General features: G+C 35.8%; 14 protein-coding genes and 1 tRNA gene. 10 read left to right on the plus strand and 5 right to left on the minus strand.

What is annotated here, in order from left to right; genetic code table 11:
• The first annotated feature begins 30 nt into the window (after window positions 1-30).
• The 3 genes from glmM (at window position 31) to IP358_RS01430 (ending at window position 1,953) form a co-directional block, all read left to right on the plus strand.
• Window positions 31-1,368, plus strand: coding sequence for a phosphoglucosamine mutase (glmM, locus tag IP358_RS01420; protein ID WP_006802060.1), 1,338 nt, complete (start codon window positions 31-33; stop codon window positions 1,366-1,368).
• Window positions 1,362-1,850: a signal peptidase II gene (gene lspA, locus IP358_RS01425; protein WP_006802059.1), complete on the plus strand. Its 489-nt coding sequence runs from the start codon at window positions 1,362-1,364 to the stop codon at window positions 1,848-1,850. Before glmM ends, lspA begins: the two co-directional genes overlap by 7 nt.
• Window positions 1,851-1,877: 27 nt before the next feature.
• Window positions 1,878-1,953 (plus strand) — tRNA-Val (locus IP358_RS01430).
• A gap of 73 nt (window positions 1,954-2,026) precedes the next feature.
• Here the strand turns inward: IP358_RS01430 and glmS are convergent.
• Window positions 2,027-3,820, minus strand: coding sequence for a glutamine--fructose-6-phosphate transaminase (isomerizing) (gene glmS / locus IP358_RS01435; protein ID WP_006802058.1), 1,794 nt, complete (start codon window positions 3,818-3,820; stop codon window positions 2,027-2,029).
• Between the two features lie 123 nt (window positions 3,821-3,943).
• On the opposite strand from glmS, the gene galE reads away from it, so the two are divergent.
• Together galE and IP358_RS01445 are read left to right on the plus strand one after the other, a co-directional pair.
• Complete coding sequence (gene galE / locus IP358_RS01440; RefSeq protein WP_006802057.1) at window positions 3,944-4,966, plus strand: UDP-glucose 4-epimerase GalE; 1,023 nt, start codon at window positions 3,944-3,946, stop codon at window positions 4,964-4,966.
• A gap of 4 nt (window positions 4,967-4,970) precedes the next feature.
• On the plus strand, window positions 4,971-6,062 hold the full coding sequence (locus IP358_RS01445) for a phospholipase A (protein ID WP_006802056.1): 1,092 nt from the start codon (window positions 4,971-4,973) through the stop codon (window positions 6,060-6,062).
• 103 nt (window positions 6,063-6,165) lie between these two features.
• Here IP358_RS01445 and IP358_RS01450 read toward each other — a convergent pair whose 3' ends face one another.
• From IP358_RS01450 to grpE, 3 genes are all read right to left on the minus strand, one after another.
• Window positions 6,166-6,792: a glycosyltransferase family 9 protein gene (locus IP358_RS01450; RefSeq protein ID WP_180322761.1), complete on the minus strand. Its 627-nt coding sequence runs from the start codon at window positions 6,790-6,792 to the stop codon at window positions 6,166-6,168.
• Between the two features lie 397 nt (window positions 6,793-7,189).
• Window positions 7,190-9,067 carry a molecular chaperone DnaK gene (gene dnaK / locus IP358_RS01455; protein WP_006802054.1) on the minus strand — a complete coding sequence of 626 codons (1,878 nt, stop codon included), beginning with the start codon at window positions 9,065-9,067 and terminating at the stop codon, window positions 7,190-7,192.
• Between the two features lie 22 nt (window positions 9,068-9,089).
• A complete protein-coding gene (grpE, locus tag IP358_RS01460; protein WP_050754808.1) occupies window positions 9,090-9,599 on the minus strand; it encodes a nucleotide exchange factor GrpE in 510 nt (169 codons plus the stop codon).
• A gap of 380 nt (window positions 9,600-9,979) precedes the next feature.
• Here grpE and pgp3 point away from each other — a divergent pair, with 380 nt between their 5' ends.
• The gene (gene pgp3 / locus IP358_RS01465) at window positions 9,980-10,738 is read left to right on the plus strand and encodes a peptidoglycan metallopeptidase Pgp3 (RefSeq protein ID WP_457851935.1); all 759 of its coding nucleotides are present in this window, start codon (window positions 9,980-9,982) and stop codon (window positions 10,736-10,738) included.
• 66 nt (window positions 10,739-10,804) lie between these two features.
• A complete protein-coding gene (locus IP358_RS01470) occupies window positions 10,805-11,365 on the plus strand; it encodes a class II aldolase and adducin N-terminal domain-containing protein (protein ID WP_050754807.1) in 561 nt (186 codons plus the stop codon).
• Here the strand turns inward: IP358_RS01470 and IP358_RS01475 are convergent.
• Complete coding sequence (locus tag IP358_RS01475) at window positions 11,362-12,573, minus strand: NAD(P)/FAD-dependent oxidoreductase (RefSeq protein WP_006802050.1); 1,212 nt, start codon at window positions 12,571-12,573, stop codon at window positions 11,362-11,364. The two genes, IP358_RS01470 and IP358_RS01475, sit on opposite strands and share 4 nt — an antisense overlap.
• A 153-nt stretch (window positions 12,574-12,726) precedes the next feature.
• On the opposite strand from IP358_RS01475, the gene IP358_RS01480 reads away from it, so the two are divergent.
• From IP358_RS01480 to IP358_RS01490, 3 genes are read left to right on the plus strand one after another with little or no spacing between them, the layout of a single operon-like run.
• Window positions 12,727-13,524 carry a hypothetical protein gene (locus IP358_RS01480; protein ID WP_143440563.1) on the plus strand — a complete coding sequence of 266 codons (798 nt, stop codon included), beginning with the start codon at window positions 12,727-12,729 and terminating at the stop codon, window positions 13,522-13,524.
• Complete coding sequence (locus IP358_RS01485; protein WP_006802048.1) at window positions 13,511-13,711, plus strand: hypothetical protein; 201 nt, start codon at window positions 13,511-13,513, stop codon at window positions 13,709-13,711. The genes IP358_RS01480 and IP358_RS01485 overlap by 14 nt, the downstream gene beginning before the upstream one ends.
• A 38-nt stretch (window positions 13,712-13,749) precedes the next feature.
• On the plus strand, window positions 13,750-15,510 hold the full coding sequence (locus tag IP358_RS01490; RefSeq protein ID WP_006802047.1) for a Na/Pi cotransporter family protein: 1,761 nt from the start codon (window positions 13,750-13,752) through the stop codon (window positions 15,508-15,510).
• Window positions 15,511-15,745: the final 235 nt, after the last annotated feature.

A 15,745-nucleotide genomic window follows, 5' to 3' on the forward strand; every position in this document is an offset into this window, starting at 1 on the left:
TTTATTAAAAGCAAATAAAAAGGCGTAATTATGAAATTATTTGGAACAGATGGTGTAAGGGGTGAGGCTGGTGTGAAGTTAGATGCGTTTTGCGCGCTTAAGTTAGGGATTGCTGCGGGGATTTATTATAGAGAGCACGCAAAAACAAATAGGATTCTTGTAGGAAAAGACACAAGACGCAGTGGATATATGTTAGAAAATGCACTTGTTAGCGGACTTACAGCAGTGGGTTATGAAGTGATACAAATTGGTCCTATGCCTACACCTGCAATTGCGTATTTGACAGAGGATATGCGCTGCGATGGAGGGATAATGGTGAGTGCTAGTCATAATCCTTTTATGGACAATGGAATCAAATTTTTTGGGCGTAGTGGATACAAGATTGATGAAAAAGATGAAGGGGAGATTGAGAGAATTTATAAAGATTTAAATATGCTCGAGACAGCGCAAAAAAGGGGCAAAGAGATTGGATCATCTAAAAGAATCGATGATGTAGTTGGGCGTTATATTGTGCATATTAAAAACTCTTTTCCGAAAGATTTGTCTTTGTATGGGATCCGTGTAGTTTTAGACTGCGCAAATGGGGCGGCATATAAGGTTGCGCCAACAATTTTTAGCGAGCTTGGGGCGGAAGTGTTTGTGATTAATGATGAACCAAACGGCTTTAACATTAATGAAAATTGTGGTGCGACACAGCCTTTAATGCTCCAAGAAGAGGTGCGTCGTGTGAGAGCGGATATTGGATTTGCGCTTGATGGTGATGCTGATAGACTTGTAGTTGTTGATGAAAAGGGAGAGGTGATTCACGGAGATAAGTTAATTGGTGTGCTAGCTCTAGCAGCAAAGGAATCTAAAATGCTAAAAAATAATGCTGTTGTCGCAACTATTATGAGCAATTACGCCTTAGAAGAGTTTTTAAAATCTCACGGAATCGCACTTGTGCGCTCTAATGTAGGTGATAAATATGTGCTTGAGGCAATGCTTGATAAAAATTTAAATTTTGGTGGGGAGCAAAGTGGGCATATTATTTTTAGTGATTTTGCAAAAACAGGCGATGGTTTAGTGAGTGCCTTGCAAACAATGGCTTATATTTTAAAGTCTAAAAAGCCAGCTTCTAAGGCGTTAAATTGTTTTAATCTTTATCCACAAATTTTAAAAAATCTTTCTGTAAATTCTAAGCCTAGTTTAGAGTCATTAGAAAATTATCAAAACTTTTTAAAATCCATTGAAGCGCATAATATTCGCCACCTAATTCGTTATAGCGGGACGGAGAATAAATTGCGCATTTTATTAGAAGGTAAAGATGTGAAACTATTAGATAAGGTTATGCTAGAGTGTGAAGAATATTTTAAGGGTAAAATTTGCTAAAGGGGGACTTTAAAAATTCCACTTGGCTTTGCTTTTTTATCGCTTTGTGCGTTGTATTTTTGCTAGATCAGGCAATTAAGTGGTATTTTGTCTTAAGGGGTTATCAGCAAGGTGATGTGATTTATAGCACAAATGTGGTTTCGCTATTGCTTGTGTATAATAAGGGTGTGGCATTTTCAATGTTTGCATTTTTGCAAGAGTGGCTTAAGTATTTGCAAATTACACTTTTAGTTGGAATCTTTTTTTATTTATGCAAACATAAAGAGATTTTAAAAGCTCATTCTATTGCACTTGGAATGATTTTTGGCGCTGGGATTTCTAATATTTTAGATAGATTTATGCACAGCGGAGTGGTGGATTATATTTTTTGGCATTATAAGTTTGAATTTGCAATTTTTAATTTTGCTGATGTGATGATTAATGTGGGCGTTGCCTTGATTCTCTTAAATATGTTTTTAAGAAAAGATAAAAGCGCGTTGTGATAGAATCTGCACTCTGTTTAGATTTGAGGTCGCGTAGCTCAGTTGGTAGAGCACTACCTTGACATGGTAGTGGTCGCTGGTTCGAGTCCAGTCGTGGCCACCATTAGTCTGATTTTTCAATCTTACAAATTTAAGAATTAAAGAAAATTTTTCAAATTTTTTGTAGATAGATAATTTTATTCCACCGTTACGCTTTTTGCCAAGTTTCTTGGCATATCCACATCGTTGCCTAATCTTACCGCAACTTCAAGGGCAAAGATTTGCAACACAACCATCATTGAGAAAAACTCTACCATATAATGGGGATAATGTGGAATCTTAATCCAATCATCACAGCCTTCATAATGCTCCGCGCTTAATGCACAAATCATCGCTTCGCGCGCACTTAGCTCTTCAACATTGCTTTTAATCTTATCGTGGAGTAAATTTTGTGGCATTAGCGCAACGCAAAATAGCCCTAAATCCGCTAGCGCAATAGGTCCGTGCTTCATCTCTCCACTAGGATAACCTTCTGCGTGCAAATAGCTAATTTCTTTAAGCTTTAGCGCTCCCTCAAGCGCTAAAGGATAGAAAATATCTCGCCCGATAAAGAAAAATCCGTGTCCGTGTAAGTAGCGGCGTGATAGGCGCTTAATATGTTCGTGGAGTTTTTTATCCACTTTTGTAGCCCTGCTTGCCTCAAGCATTGTGTTTGCTTCGTTTTTAATAGATTCTTCATTTAAGATTCCGCGTTTTTGCGCTAAGAAATTTGCTAAAATCCAAAGTAGCATAACCTGCGTAGCAAAAGCCTTTGTGCTTGCCACGCCCTTTTCAATTCCAGCGCGCGTAAGCAAGGAATAATCGCTCTCTCTAACAATGGAGCTATTATCTACATTACAAATTCCAAGTGTTTTTAGTCCGCTTTTTTTGGCAAGTTTTAGGGCTTCAAGTGTGTCGGCAGTTTCGCCACTTTGAGAGATCACAATAAAGAGTTCATCTTTATGCAAAATTGGCTCTTTGTAGCGAAACTCACTTGCGATTTCTACCTTTGTTTTTAACTTAGCAATGCGCTCTAGCAAATAGCTTCCAGCAAGGCTTGCATGGTAGCTTGTTCCACAAGCGCAAAGTGTAATGGAGCTAAAAGAGTCCAAATTTAATGCTTCTAGCTCGTCAAGATGGAATCCTTTTTCGCTAACCCTTCCCATCATCGTTTCAAGCAAGACTTTGTGTTGCTCATAAATTTCCTTTTCCATGAAAAAGGTAAATCCATCTTTTTGAGCGGAGAGTTTATCGCCATTTAGAGGCTTTGTGTTAGAGAGAGTGTGAAAACTTCCTAGCTCCATTTTGCCAACTTCTCCATCTTCTAAATACGCAACTTCGCTTGCAAGTCCGATTAATGGCGCATCAGATGAAGCAAAAAAGATTTCTGTTTCATCTGTATTTTTGCCAATGATTAAGGGTGATCCGTTTTTGGCATAATAAATTGTATTGGGGGATTTTTGTGTGATAAGCAAGATTGCATATGCGCCTTTTAAATCCGCAATTGTCTTTTTAAATGCACTAAAAGGGTCATTTGTCTGTGCAACATAGGATTCAAAGAGATGCACAATGGCTTCAGTATCTGTTTGTGAAGTAAAAACATAACCTTGTTTTTGCAAAGATTCCTTAATGCTTTGGTAATTTTCAATAATCCCATTATGTACAACATTGCTATAATGCCCAATATGTGGGTGTGCGTTAATCTCTGTGGGCTTCCCGTGCGTTGCCCAGCGCGTGTGTCCTATGCCTAAACCAAAGCCACTAGACTTAAAGTTTTCACATTTATGCTCTAAATTTACAAGCTTGCCCACGGCTTTAAAAGTGTGTAATTCCCCATTTTCTAAAACAGAAATTCCAGCGGAGTCATAGCCACGATATTCTAACTCTTTTAAGCCATTTAACAAAAGGGATTTTTTCTCATTATTGCCGATATAGCCCACGATTCCACACATTTTTTTCTCCTAAAACTAATCTTGTATATTGTTGCATAAAATGCGTAAAGAAATGGTAAATGCGCTAAATTATGCTAAAATTCGTGCTTAAACTTAGATTAAATAGGGATTTAAGGATTAAAAATGCAAACCTTTTTATTTACAGGAGCTGCTGGATATATCGGCTCACACACGGCGTATTATTTTTTAAAAAACAGCGATTGTAAGATCGTGATTTTTGATAATCTTTCCACAGGCTTTTTAGAAAACATAGAGTTTTTACAGCATACATTTAAGGAGCGTGTGGAGTTTATACAAGGGGATTTAAGTGATACTAAAGCTTTAAGAAAAGTATTTTTAGATTCCAATATTTGTGCGATTATCCATTTTGCTGCAAGTTTGATTGTGCAAGAATCTGTGCAAAAACCTCTAATGTATTTTAAAAATAATGTTGCAAACACGACAAATTTGCTAGAAGTGGCGCAAGAGTTTGGAGTCAATCGCTTTTTATTTAGCTCAACTGCGGCAGTTTATGGAGAACCAAAAAGCAAAGAAAATATCGTAGAATCTTCTTTAAAAGCCCCTATTAATCCTTATGGGGAGTCTAAATTAATGATTGAAAAGATTTTGCACGCGTTAGAAGTGGCAAATCCTAGTTTTAAAAGCGTGATTTTACGCTATTTTAATGTTGCTGGCGCGTTAATGGAGCAACAAGGCGCGTTAGGGCAGAGAGTGAAAAACGCAACGCATTTGATTAAAGTTGCGTGTGAGTGTGCGTGTGGCAAGCGTTCTAAAATGCAAATTTTTGGGGAAGATTATCCAACAAGTGATGGCACTTGTATTAGAGATTATATCCACATCGATGATTTAGCAAGCGCTCATTTTTGGGCTTTAAAAGCGTTGATGGAGACAGAAAAAAGCGAAGTTTATAATGTGGGCTATGGCAAGGGTTTTAGTGTTAAAGAAGTGATTGATTGTGTTAAAAAGGTAAGCGGTAAGGATTTTATTGTGGAATCTGCACCAAGAAGAGAAGGTGATCCTAGTGTGCTTGTGAGTGATAACCAAAGGATTTTAGCGCATACAAGTTGGAATCCAAAATATGATGATTTAGAAGTGATTTGTAAAAGCGCGTATTTATGGGAACAGATATTAAAAAAGGGTAATTAAATCAATGTGGTTTAGAATTTTAGGTATGTTATGCCTGCCTTTGTTTGTGTATTGTGATGTGCTTAAAGAAAGACTTTATGAGAAATTAGATTTTAGCGAAAATGAGCGCGCTAAGGTTTTGATATTGGATAAACAAATGCAAATTTTAAAAGTAATTAGCGTGCAGAAAGGTCAAAAAGAACTCAAATTAAATTTACAAGACTCTGATGAGCTTTTTGTAACTTTTGTAGAAAATCCAAAAAATGCTCCCTTGGCAAAAGATTCTAAATATTTAAAAAACTTTGCCAACATAGAAACAAAAGAAGCACCGCAAGAAGAGGTAAAAAATGTGAGTCTAGAAGAGGGAGTTAGTCGTTATGAAGCACGCTTTGAGAGAAATCGCTTTTTTGGAGATTTTTTAGGGTTTGAGCCTTATAGGTTTAATTATTTTTTGCCTGCAAGCATTAGTTTTAATAAAGAACAAGGACAAACAAAGCGCACAGAAGCAAAATTTCAAATTAGCATTAAAAAAATGCTTATTGATGATTTGTTTTTTAAGGATTTAGATCTTTATTTTGCTTATACACAGCAGAGTCTTTGGCAGCTTTATGACAATGAACATTCTCGCCCTTTTAGGGAGAGTAATTATGAGCCGGCATTGTTTCTTAGCTATCCTTTGGAACAATATAATGTATTTTTTGATCGTGTGAATTTTGGCTATGTGCATCAAAGTAATGGTGGAGATTTATTAAAATCAAGAAGCTGGGAGCGTTTATTTGTGGAAGGGATTTATGGATATGAAAATTTTGCTTTGGGTCTTAAGGCTTGGTATCGCATAAAAGAAGATGCAAATAAAGACGATAATCCAGATATTTTGGATTATATGGGATATGGGGAATTGAATTTAGCTTATGGGATAGACAAGCATCTTTTTACACTCACTTTACGCAATAACTTAAAATCAGATAACAGAGGGGCATTTATGTTGGATTATTCTTATCCGATTTATAAGAATCTTTATTTATATGTGCAGTATTTTAATGGATATGGAGAAAGTTTGGCAGATTATAATCGTTCAATTGAGCGTGTAGGGGTTGGATTCTTGTTTGCAAGATGATTTTGCAAGAGCAAAATTAAATATTTTGCATATTTGTTTAACTTGTTGCTACAATTTTTAGGTTTTAAATATTAAATATTTTGTAATCAAATAAACTTAATATCTAAGAATTTTTTGCTAAGTTTTTTAGACAGGATAATGCTAATGATAAAAATTTAAAGAAGTATTTTTGTTTGTGTTTTTGCCAATTTATTGGCAGGGACATAATTTTGCAAAATCCTCCATATGCACCTCCGCACCATTGATTCTTTTTGCTTTTTGAAATGATTTCTAGAGTAGGTATTTTTAGATTATCTGCAATATGGACATTTCCTGTATCAACACTTATAAGAAAATCTAGGCGCGAGATAAGTTCTACAAGATTTAATAAGTCATTATTATTTTGAAAAATAATAATATTTTTATTGTTTTCCAAATTTGGTATATTTCCTTTGGGATGGCTCAAAAATATAAATAAAAAAGAAGGAAATTTTAGCGATAAAATATTTGCTATTTCTATCCACTCTTTTATATCAAAATTCATTTTTCTGCGTGTAGCTGTTTCTCCAAATGGTGCAATGCCTATGATTTTATCGGTTAAAATAGTGTTAGCATTAAGTAGAAATTTGTCAATATAATCTTTATTTATGGGGTTTGTTTGTAATTTTGCATGGGCAAAATTAATAAGAGAGAATTGTTTATCAAATAAGGTAGGATTAATTTTTCTTACAAGATTAAGATTGCGTTGCACTTCTCTATGTGTTTGGAACCAATAGGGATTAATAAAGCGTTCAAATCCTGAAATAAACAAGATTCCATGTCGCAACATTAAACTTTGAGAAAAAGTCGTAATTCTTCTTTTAGCTGGTATATTTTTAGCTTTTTGTAAAATTTTAAGATTGTTATGATTGATAACTAAAAGAATATCAAATTCTGCCCCCCCCCCCATTTTATTTTTGTAAGCTTCCAAGGTGGTTATTTCATCAATGAAATTTAAATGAGAAAAAATGTTATGTGCTACACTTGTATTGCATAAAAGCGTTAAAAAACTTTTGGGATAAAGATGTTTAATGGTGTAGTAGGCTGGGAGACAGACTAATTCGTCTCCTATTTTGCCTGTATTTCCGAATATTCCGATTTTAAAAACTCTATTCCACTTCCGCATCAATTACATCATCATCTTTTTTGTTGTTTTGCGTGTTTGGATTTTGTGCGTTCTCATCTTTTTTATACATTGCTTCTGCAAGTTTATGGCTTGCTTCTGTAAGCTCTTTTACCTTTGCTTCAATCTCTTCTTTGCTGGCGTTTTCGTTTTTAAGCACATCTTTTAGCGCATTGATTGCGTTTTGGATTTTTTCAGCATCGCTTGTGTCAATTTTATCTTTCATTTCATCTAGGCTTTTTTGTGTTTGATATACTAGACTATCTGCTTGATTGCGCACTTCAATGATTTCTTTTTTCTTTTTGTCTTCTTCTTTATTTAGCTCTGCGTCTTTTACCATTTTTTCAATTTCGGAATCAGAAAGTCCGCTAGAACCTGTGATTTTAATCTCTTGAGCTTTGCCAGTTGCCTTGTCTTTTGCGCTAACAGTTAAGATTCCATTTGCGTCAATGTCAAAGGTTACTTCAATTTGTGGCACACCTCTTGGAGCTGCTGGGATTCCACTTAATTCAAAGTTTCCTAGCACTTTATTGTCTCTTGCTAGCTCTCTTTCGCCTTGTAAGACTTGGATGGTAACTGCGGGTTGATTATCTTCTGCAGTAGAGAAAACTTGATTTTTCTTTGTTGGAATCGTAGTTCCGCGCTCAATAATTCTAGTCATCACGCCACCTAGCGTTTCAATTCCTAGTGAGAGTGGTGTAACATCAAGCAAAAGCACATCTTTAACATCGCCTTTTAACACGCCTCCTTGGATTGCTGCACCAACGGCTACAACTTCATCAGGATTTACGGATTTATTAAGCTCTTTACCGATAAATTCTTTTACACGCTCTTGCGCCTTTGGGATTCTTGTAGAACCGCCTACCATTACAACTTCATTAATTTCGCTCTTGCTTAAATCCGCATCTTTAATTACGCTATCAATTTTGTCAATAGTTTGGTTGATGTATTGCTCAATTAAGCCTTCAAACTTTGCTCTTGTGAGTTTTTTAACCAAGTGTTGCGGTCCTGCTTGTGTCATTGTGATAAAAGGCAGATTAATTTCAGTTTCTTGCGCGCTACTTAGCTCTTTTTTTGCATTTTCTGCTGCTTCTTTTAGTCTTTGGAGAGCCATCACATCATTTTTAAGATTAACCCCTTGCTCGCTTTCAAACTCGCTAACAAGCCAATCAATAATTGCATTATCAAAATCATCTCCGCCTAAAAACGCATCACCGCCTGTAGCTTTAACTTCTACGACATTATCGCCAGTTTCAAGAACGGTAACATCAAATGTTCCTCCTCCTAAGTCATAAACCACGATATTTTCAGATTGTTTTTTGTCCAATCCATACGCAAGAGCTGCTGAGGTTGGCTCATTAATGATTCTAAGTACATTCAGCCCTGCAATAGTTCCCGCTTCTTTAGTTGCCTTTCTTTGTGCGTCGTTAAAATACGCTGGCACGGTGATAACTGCTTCTGTAACTTCTTCGCCTAGATAGCTTTCTGCATCAGCTTTGAGTTTCATTAAAATCTTAGCGGAGATTTCTTGTGGGGTATAAACTTTGCCTGCAATCTCAATCGCGCATGCCCCATTTCTATCCACCACTTTATAAGGAAGTCTTTTTTTGGCTTCTTGGGCTTTGTCTTCATTATACATTAATCCCATAATTCTTTTAATGGAATAAATTGTTTTTTCTGGATTTGTGATAGCTTGGCGTTTTGCAGGATCACCCACTAAAACTTCTCCCTTATCCGTGAAAGCCACAACAGAAGGCGTTGTGTTTTTGCCTTCTTTGTTTGCAATGATTTTTGCTTCGTTGCCTTCAAATACAGCCATTGCTGAGTTTGTTGTTCCTAAGTCAATTCCTAATACTTTTCCCATTTTTTATCCTTTTAAAATTTAATTATTTTGCAATGCTAACCATTGATGGTCGCAAAACTCTTTCTTTATAAGTATAACCTTTTTGCATTACTGCAACAATATCTCCTGCGTTATGCTCGGCACTTTCAACTTGCATAATTGCATCGTGAAAATTTGGGTCAAATGCGCCATCAGTGGCGATAGGCTCAATCCCGTGTTTGGCAAGAGATTTTAGTAGATTATCTAGCGTCAATGCGATTCCTTCTTCAATCTTGCTAAAGATTGCATTTTGTGTGGCATCATTAGTTTTGGAATCTTGAATGCTTTTTAGTGCAATCTCTAGTGTATCAATGCTAGGCAATAAATCTTTTGCAATTTTTTCATACGCGTATTCTAAAGCTTGGTCTTTATCGCGCTCTAAACGCTTCTTGGTGTTTTCAAAGTCTGCATAAGCACGCACATATTGCTCTTTTAACTCCGCAATTTGTGTTTGCAAGGCTTCTGTATTTGCAGAATCTTCCGCTGTGTTATCGCAATCTTGCAAATCTTGCATCTGCGTCTCTTGCAAATTGTCTTGATCATTGTGTTGATTGTCTTGCAATACTGCTCCTTTTTGGTGAATTAACAACTTAAAAGTGAATTTTAGCAATTATTCTTTCAAATTTCAAGCAAAATTATATAACTTTAGTCCTTTATTGTCAAGTTTAATTAATAAAATAAACTAAAGTTTCTTAAAAATTAAGATTCAATTTTGAAAAACACAGGTTTTTTGGCGTTTTTTGGGATTTTTTTGTTTTGTAAGTAAAACTGCGTTATGCTACAAAATTTAAAATTTAAAGGGTGTTTGGAATGCTTAGAAAAGTTGGAATTGGAATGGTGTTTGTGCTATTGTCAATCTTTGCGCAAGCAAATACAGATAAACTAAAACAAGCGATGGGGAAAAATGCGGAATTTGTCGTAGAAAATGGTAAAACCATAATCTTAAGCACAACAATACGGAATCCAAAACCCATTGTGATTGATAAAAAAACTTATTCTTGGATTCCACATCCTAGCAATTTGGAGCGAAAAATCGTAATTTTAGCGATTCCTTATTATTCAAAGCCTAGTGTTGTGGTATTAGAAAATGGTGAGAGAGTGGAAGTTGTGCAAGGGAGTTATAAAAAAGAGAGCATTCAAGTGAGTCCAAGTAAGGCAAAGCCAAATCCTAAAAATCAAGAGCGGATTAAAAAAGAGCGCGAAGAAGCCAATGCAATTTACAATAATTATAGCCAAAAACGCCTTTGGGATTCCACTTTTATGCTCCCAATGCAAAGTAAAATTACAAGCTCATATGGCAATGCGCGTGTGTTTAATGGGGAAATTAAGAGTTATCATAGCGGGACAGATTTTAGAGCAGCTATTGGGACAGAGATTTTTGCTAGCAATAGAGGGAAGGTCGTGATTGCAAAGGATCGCTTTTTAGCTGGGGGTTCTGTGGTGCTAGACCACGGGGAAGGTGTGTTTAGTATGTATTATCATTGTAGTGCAATTAAAGTTAAGGTTGGCGAGATTGTAGAAAAGGGTGATTTAATCGCGTTTAGTGGAGCAACAGGACGGGTAAGTGGCCCGCATTTGCATTTTGGAATTTTAGTGCGTGGCGTGCAAGTAGATCCGCTAGATTTTATCGCGCAAGTTAATGGACTATTTTAGGGGGAAAGCGTGGATTATAATATTGATACAGAGATTTTAAAGAATCTAAAAACCATTTCGCTTTCAATGTTTCGTAAAAATTTCTTTGGAATTTTTCATGGTTCGCTCTCAACAAAGCTTGAAGAAGGGCATTTTCTTATCAACAAAAAAGACGCGATTTTTGATGATTTAAATCAAGATTCCCTAATTATGCTCTATCACAAGCAAGATTACCGCTGGAATGAAGCAAGCATTGATGCTTTTATCCATTCTTTGATTTATCAAAATATTCCCAATGCAAAATATATCGCTTATGGAATGCCACCTTTTACGGTGTCTTACACGCTAACGCATAATCAAATTATCCCTAAAGATTATTTTGGCTACACAATGCTAGGAGTGTTAGATGTGTATGATCCAAAGGATTTTGATAATTGGTATGAAAGGGCGGATATTGAGATAAATCGCTATTTTAAAGAGAGTGACAAAAAGATAATGGTAATCCGTGGTTATGGTGTGTATGTGTATCATAGGGATTTACAAATGCTCTCCAAACTTTTAGCGCTTTTAGAAAACACTTGTAAAATTTTGCATTTTAGCTCTATTTTAGAAGCGAGTAGGCAAAGTCAAGATTTGTTTGATATTTAATTGCTTGTGCGGTAGCGGAATTGCCCTTTTTTGAAAACCATATTCAAGCCGCCTATGCTGTATAGCCATTTGTTTTCAATAGTGTTTTTCATAAAAGCGGCAATCTCGCCTTTAACATTTTTGTGATACACAATTCCCACTCCATCTGTGTGTCCTATGGAGCAAACCGTTCCTCTGTGGTTAAATTTAAAAACCTTGTCAAAAGATTTGTTTTCTAGCTTTGCACATAAAAGTTCAGCAACATAATCCCCCATTTGTGCCGCAAGTTGCGCTGTGGGGGCGTGGATAGCATCTTTGTCTGTGGCAATGGCACAATCGCCTACGACATAAATGTTTTCAAATTCTTTGCATTGAAGTTGCGCATTTACCGCAATTCTACCATTTTTATTAGGGATTTCTGATTGCTCTACAATCTCACTCCCTTTAACGCCTGCGCTCCAAATAATTGTGTTGCCATAAATACTTTGTGTTTCGCCCTCACGCTTTATAATCACTTCGCCTTCTTTAATCTCTTGAATATCTGCGCTAGATAGGATCTCAACGCCTAGGTTTTTAAGTTTGGATTCCGCAATTTTCGCAAGAGAGTCGCTAAAGACGGGTAAAATATGTTGAGAGCGCCCTATACAAGTTACTTTTGGAATCCTTTGGTTAATGCCACAGATTAGACAAAGCTCTTGAAGTTGTGTAGCAAGTTCAGCGGCAAATTCAATTCCTGTAAAGCCTGTGCCGCATACGATTGTTTGTAAGTCTTTTGGATTTTTAGTATGCACAAATTCTTTAAACTTATTTTCTATATTCTTGTCTAATTTTAAAGCAGAATTTAAAGATGAGAGCGTATAGGCGTATTTTTCAACACCTTTAATACCAAAATTATTAGGTTTAAAGCCAAGTGCTACAACTAAAATATCATAAAAGTATTCTCCACCATTGCCAATAACTTTGTTTTCTTTTGGGCAAAGCTGCTTGATTTTATCTTTGATAAAATGTACCTTATTTAAATCCAAAACCTTGCGGTAATAAATCCTTGCCTTTCTCGCACTTAGTGTGCCTATTGCTACTTTGTGTAATAGCGTGGTTTGGTAGTGGTAATCGTGCTTGCTAATAAGTGTGATGTCCGCTGTGCCTTTGTATTTGCGCTGAAGTCCTAAAACTGCCTTCAATCCACCATATCCGCCACCGATAATTAGAATCCTTTTGCACTCCTGCATACCCAAATCCTTGCGATGAAACTTTGGATTCTATATTAAAATAAAGTTGTTAATAAAATACTAAAAGGTTAAATAAAAATTTATTTTTTAATTAAAATGTGTAGTTTTGGGAATATTTTTTGCTTAAAAATCTTTAAAATCAAAGGACTAAAAATGCAAGTTAGCCTAAAATATCAATCCCATCTTAGTCAAGTTAAAGAAGGCACTTTTGATAAGTCTTTGTTTGCTTTTAATACGGCTTTTGAGAGTGCCTTAAAGCCAAAAGAGTCAAAAGAGATTCCGCCTTTAGAATTAACTTTGGATAGGGAAATGACAGAAAGCATTGTTGGGGTGGCGCAAGGGGACGAATATTTTTTACAAGATTTGGAATCCCTAGCGCGTTCTTATCCTTTTGAAACGCAAAAAACGATTAGTAGTCCATTAAATCCTTTCTCTTATCCTAGAACTTTGGCGGTTTTGGGGGATTTAATGGAAGAGAAAATTAATGAATTACACACGCAAAAACAAGACCCTAAAGACCCTATTTTACAGACCTTATTACTTTTTAAAGAGCGATTTTTGGAGTTTCCAAAAACTATGGAATCTTTAAAGAAAGATGCAACAAGTGTTGCTGATATGTTTGCAATGCTCTCTCCAAAGAATTTAGACAAAGACAAAGGTGGAATCTATTTGCAAAAAGCCCAAGAGTTACAACAGAGTATTGGCGCATTTGCGCGTGGTGTGGAGAGTGGAGAGGCTTGGATACAAGGCTTTTTTGGGGCAATAGAAGAGCATTTAAGTCCTTTTGAAAAAGAGCTAGTTTCTGAGCATTTAGCCATTTTTCAAGCCCATTGGAGAGAGCAAACAGATAGCAAGAATAATGGGATTGCGCTAGATAATGGAATGGTGTATAAAGCTTATAGTGATTCTAATCATATTAGTGGGTTTGATTTGATATTTGATAACGGATAATAGGATTTTTGCGTATAGGGAGAAACTTTTAAAAGATGGTAGTATTGAAGCAGTGCTTGCAATCTTTGATAAGTTTGCTGAGAATACAATTTCTCTTGCAGATTTAAGTGGAGCGATGGTGCAATCTTTTGGAGAGATAGAAAAAATGGGATATAAAGCTACTGGAGTTAAAACTAAAATTTTGTAAGCTATAATTTCACTCTTTAATTTGGCAAAAGGTTAGCAATGCAAAATATAAGACGTTATGTTTTAATGGCTTTGGTGGTTTTGTTGTTGTATGTTTTAGTTGTGTTCCCAGAATTTGCTAAGATTTTAGCTGGGGTTGCAATTTTGCTTATTGGAATGATGAATTTAAGCAATGGTTTTAAGGCATTTAGTGGAGGAATCTTAGAAAATATTTTGACGAAATCCACAGACACACGCTTTAAAAGCATCGTTTTTGGTGTGGTTACAACAATACTCATGCAAAGCTCTACGCTTGTTTCTGTTATTTCTATTTCTTTTCTTTCGGCTGGTTTAATCACTCTTGCGCAAGGTATTGGAATCATTTTTGGGGCAAATCTTGGGAATTCCGCTGGCTCTTGGCTCATTGTTGGATTAACAAGCATTAATATTTCTATGTTAGCGATTCCTTTAATTGTATGTGGAGTGCTTTTAGGATTTCAAAAAGATAGTATTCTTAAAGGGGCTGGCGCGATTTTTATGGGGATTGGCTTTTTCTTTTTAGGAGTAGATTATATTAAAGTTGGATTTGAATCTTATAAAGAGATCGTGGATTTATCACACTTTAATTTTGAAGGTTTTAGGGGCGTGTTGATATTTGTAGGGCTTGGCGCGCTTACAACAGGTATTGTGCAAAGTAGTCACGCAACTTTGGCGATTATCATCTCTGCATTAATTAGTGGGCAAATTGGCTTTGAAAATGCCCTTGCCGCTACACTTGGGACAAGCGTTGGTGGAGTGGTAACAGCGGTTGTGGCAAGCCTTAGCACAAACATTGAAGGTAAAAAATTAGCGATTGCAAATTGTATTTTTAACTTTACAATTGCAATTATTGTGATTGTCGCCTTTCCATTTTTTGTGAAGTTGGTTAATGTGATTGCTAATTTTTTAGGAATAGAAGCTGCAAATTATGCGTTAAAGACGGCACTTTTTCACACTTTGTTTAATCTTGTGGCGGTTCTTTTAATCTCATTATTTATTCGGCAAATCGTTTTTGTGCTAGATAAAATGATTAAAGCCCCAAAAGATAGGGATATGGATGCGCCTTTGTATTTGGATTCCAACATTATTGAGTATCCAGATACGGCAATTGATGCGTTACAAAAAGAATCTGTGCATCTTTATAACAATGCTTATGCGCTTGTGGCGCATACAATAGGTTTTAATCGTAGCGATATACGCGGTAAAGAGAGTTTTGACTTTATTGTGAAAAACAAGAAGTGGTTTAGTGGTGATGTGGATTTAGACTATCTATATAAACGCAAGATTAAGGTATTATTTGATGGGATTATGGAATTTGCGACAAAGGCGCAAAGATATGTAGAAGATGAGAATAAAAACCATCGCATTTATTCTTTTAAAATTGCTGCGCGCAATCTCACAGAAGCCACAAAAAACTTGAAGTTAATTCAAGCAAATATGAAAGTGTATTCTAACTCTAAAAATCCTTATTTAGCGGATAAATATAATGCTATGCGCAAAGATTTAGGAATGCTTTTGAGAAGTGTTGAAGAGCTAAAAACAATGAAAGATGAGAATGCGCATTTGATTTTAAAACAGCTTTTAGCAGCAAAAGAAATGCCAAAAGAGTTTGATTATCAAAATATGCGCGATGTGGAAAAGCTTATTAGTGAAGAAAAAATTAGTGTAGCAAATGGCACTTCCATCTTGAATGATAGCGCATTTGTAGCGGAGATTGCGATACATTTGATTGAAGCAATAGGGATTGTTTTTAGCAAAGAGAATGTGTCTAAGCTAGACTAATCTAGCTCAAGAGTTTTGCATATTTTGGCTTTTATTTGTGGAGACTTCTTGTGAAATAGGAGGTTCTTTTGTGATGTATAATGTCCAAAATAAAGGGATATAATAAACTCTATAAATGCGCTAAATGCTAATACCAAATAGCCATACAAAAGAAAGGCTTGCTGCGTGGCAAGCTTGATTTTATCATCATAAAATAGCACATAACTAAATCTGCTAGCATTAATAAAGCACCCGT

It is taken from the genome of Helicobacter winghamensis ATCC BAA-430 (assembly GCF_028751035.1).
GTDB classification, from domain to species: Bacteria; Campylobacterota; Campylobacteria; order Campylobacterales; family Helicobacteraceae; genus Helicobacter_D; species Helicobacter_D winghamensis.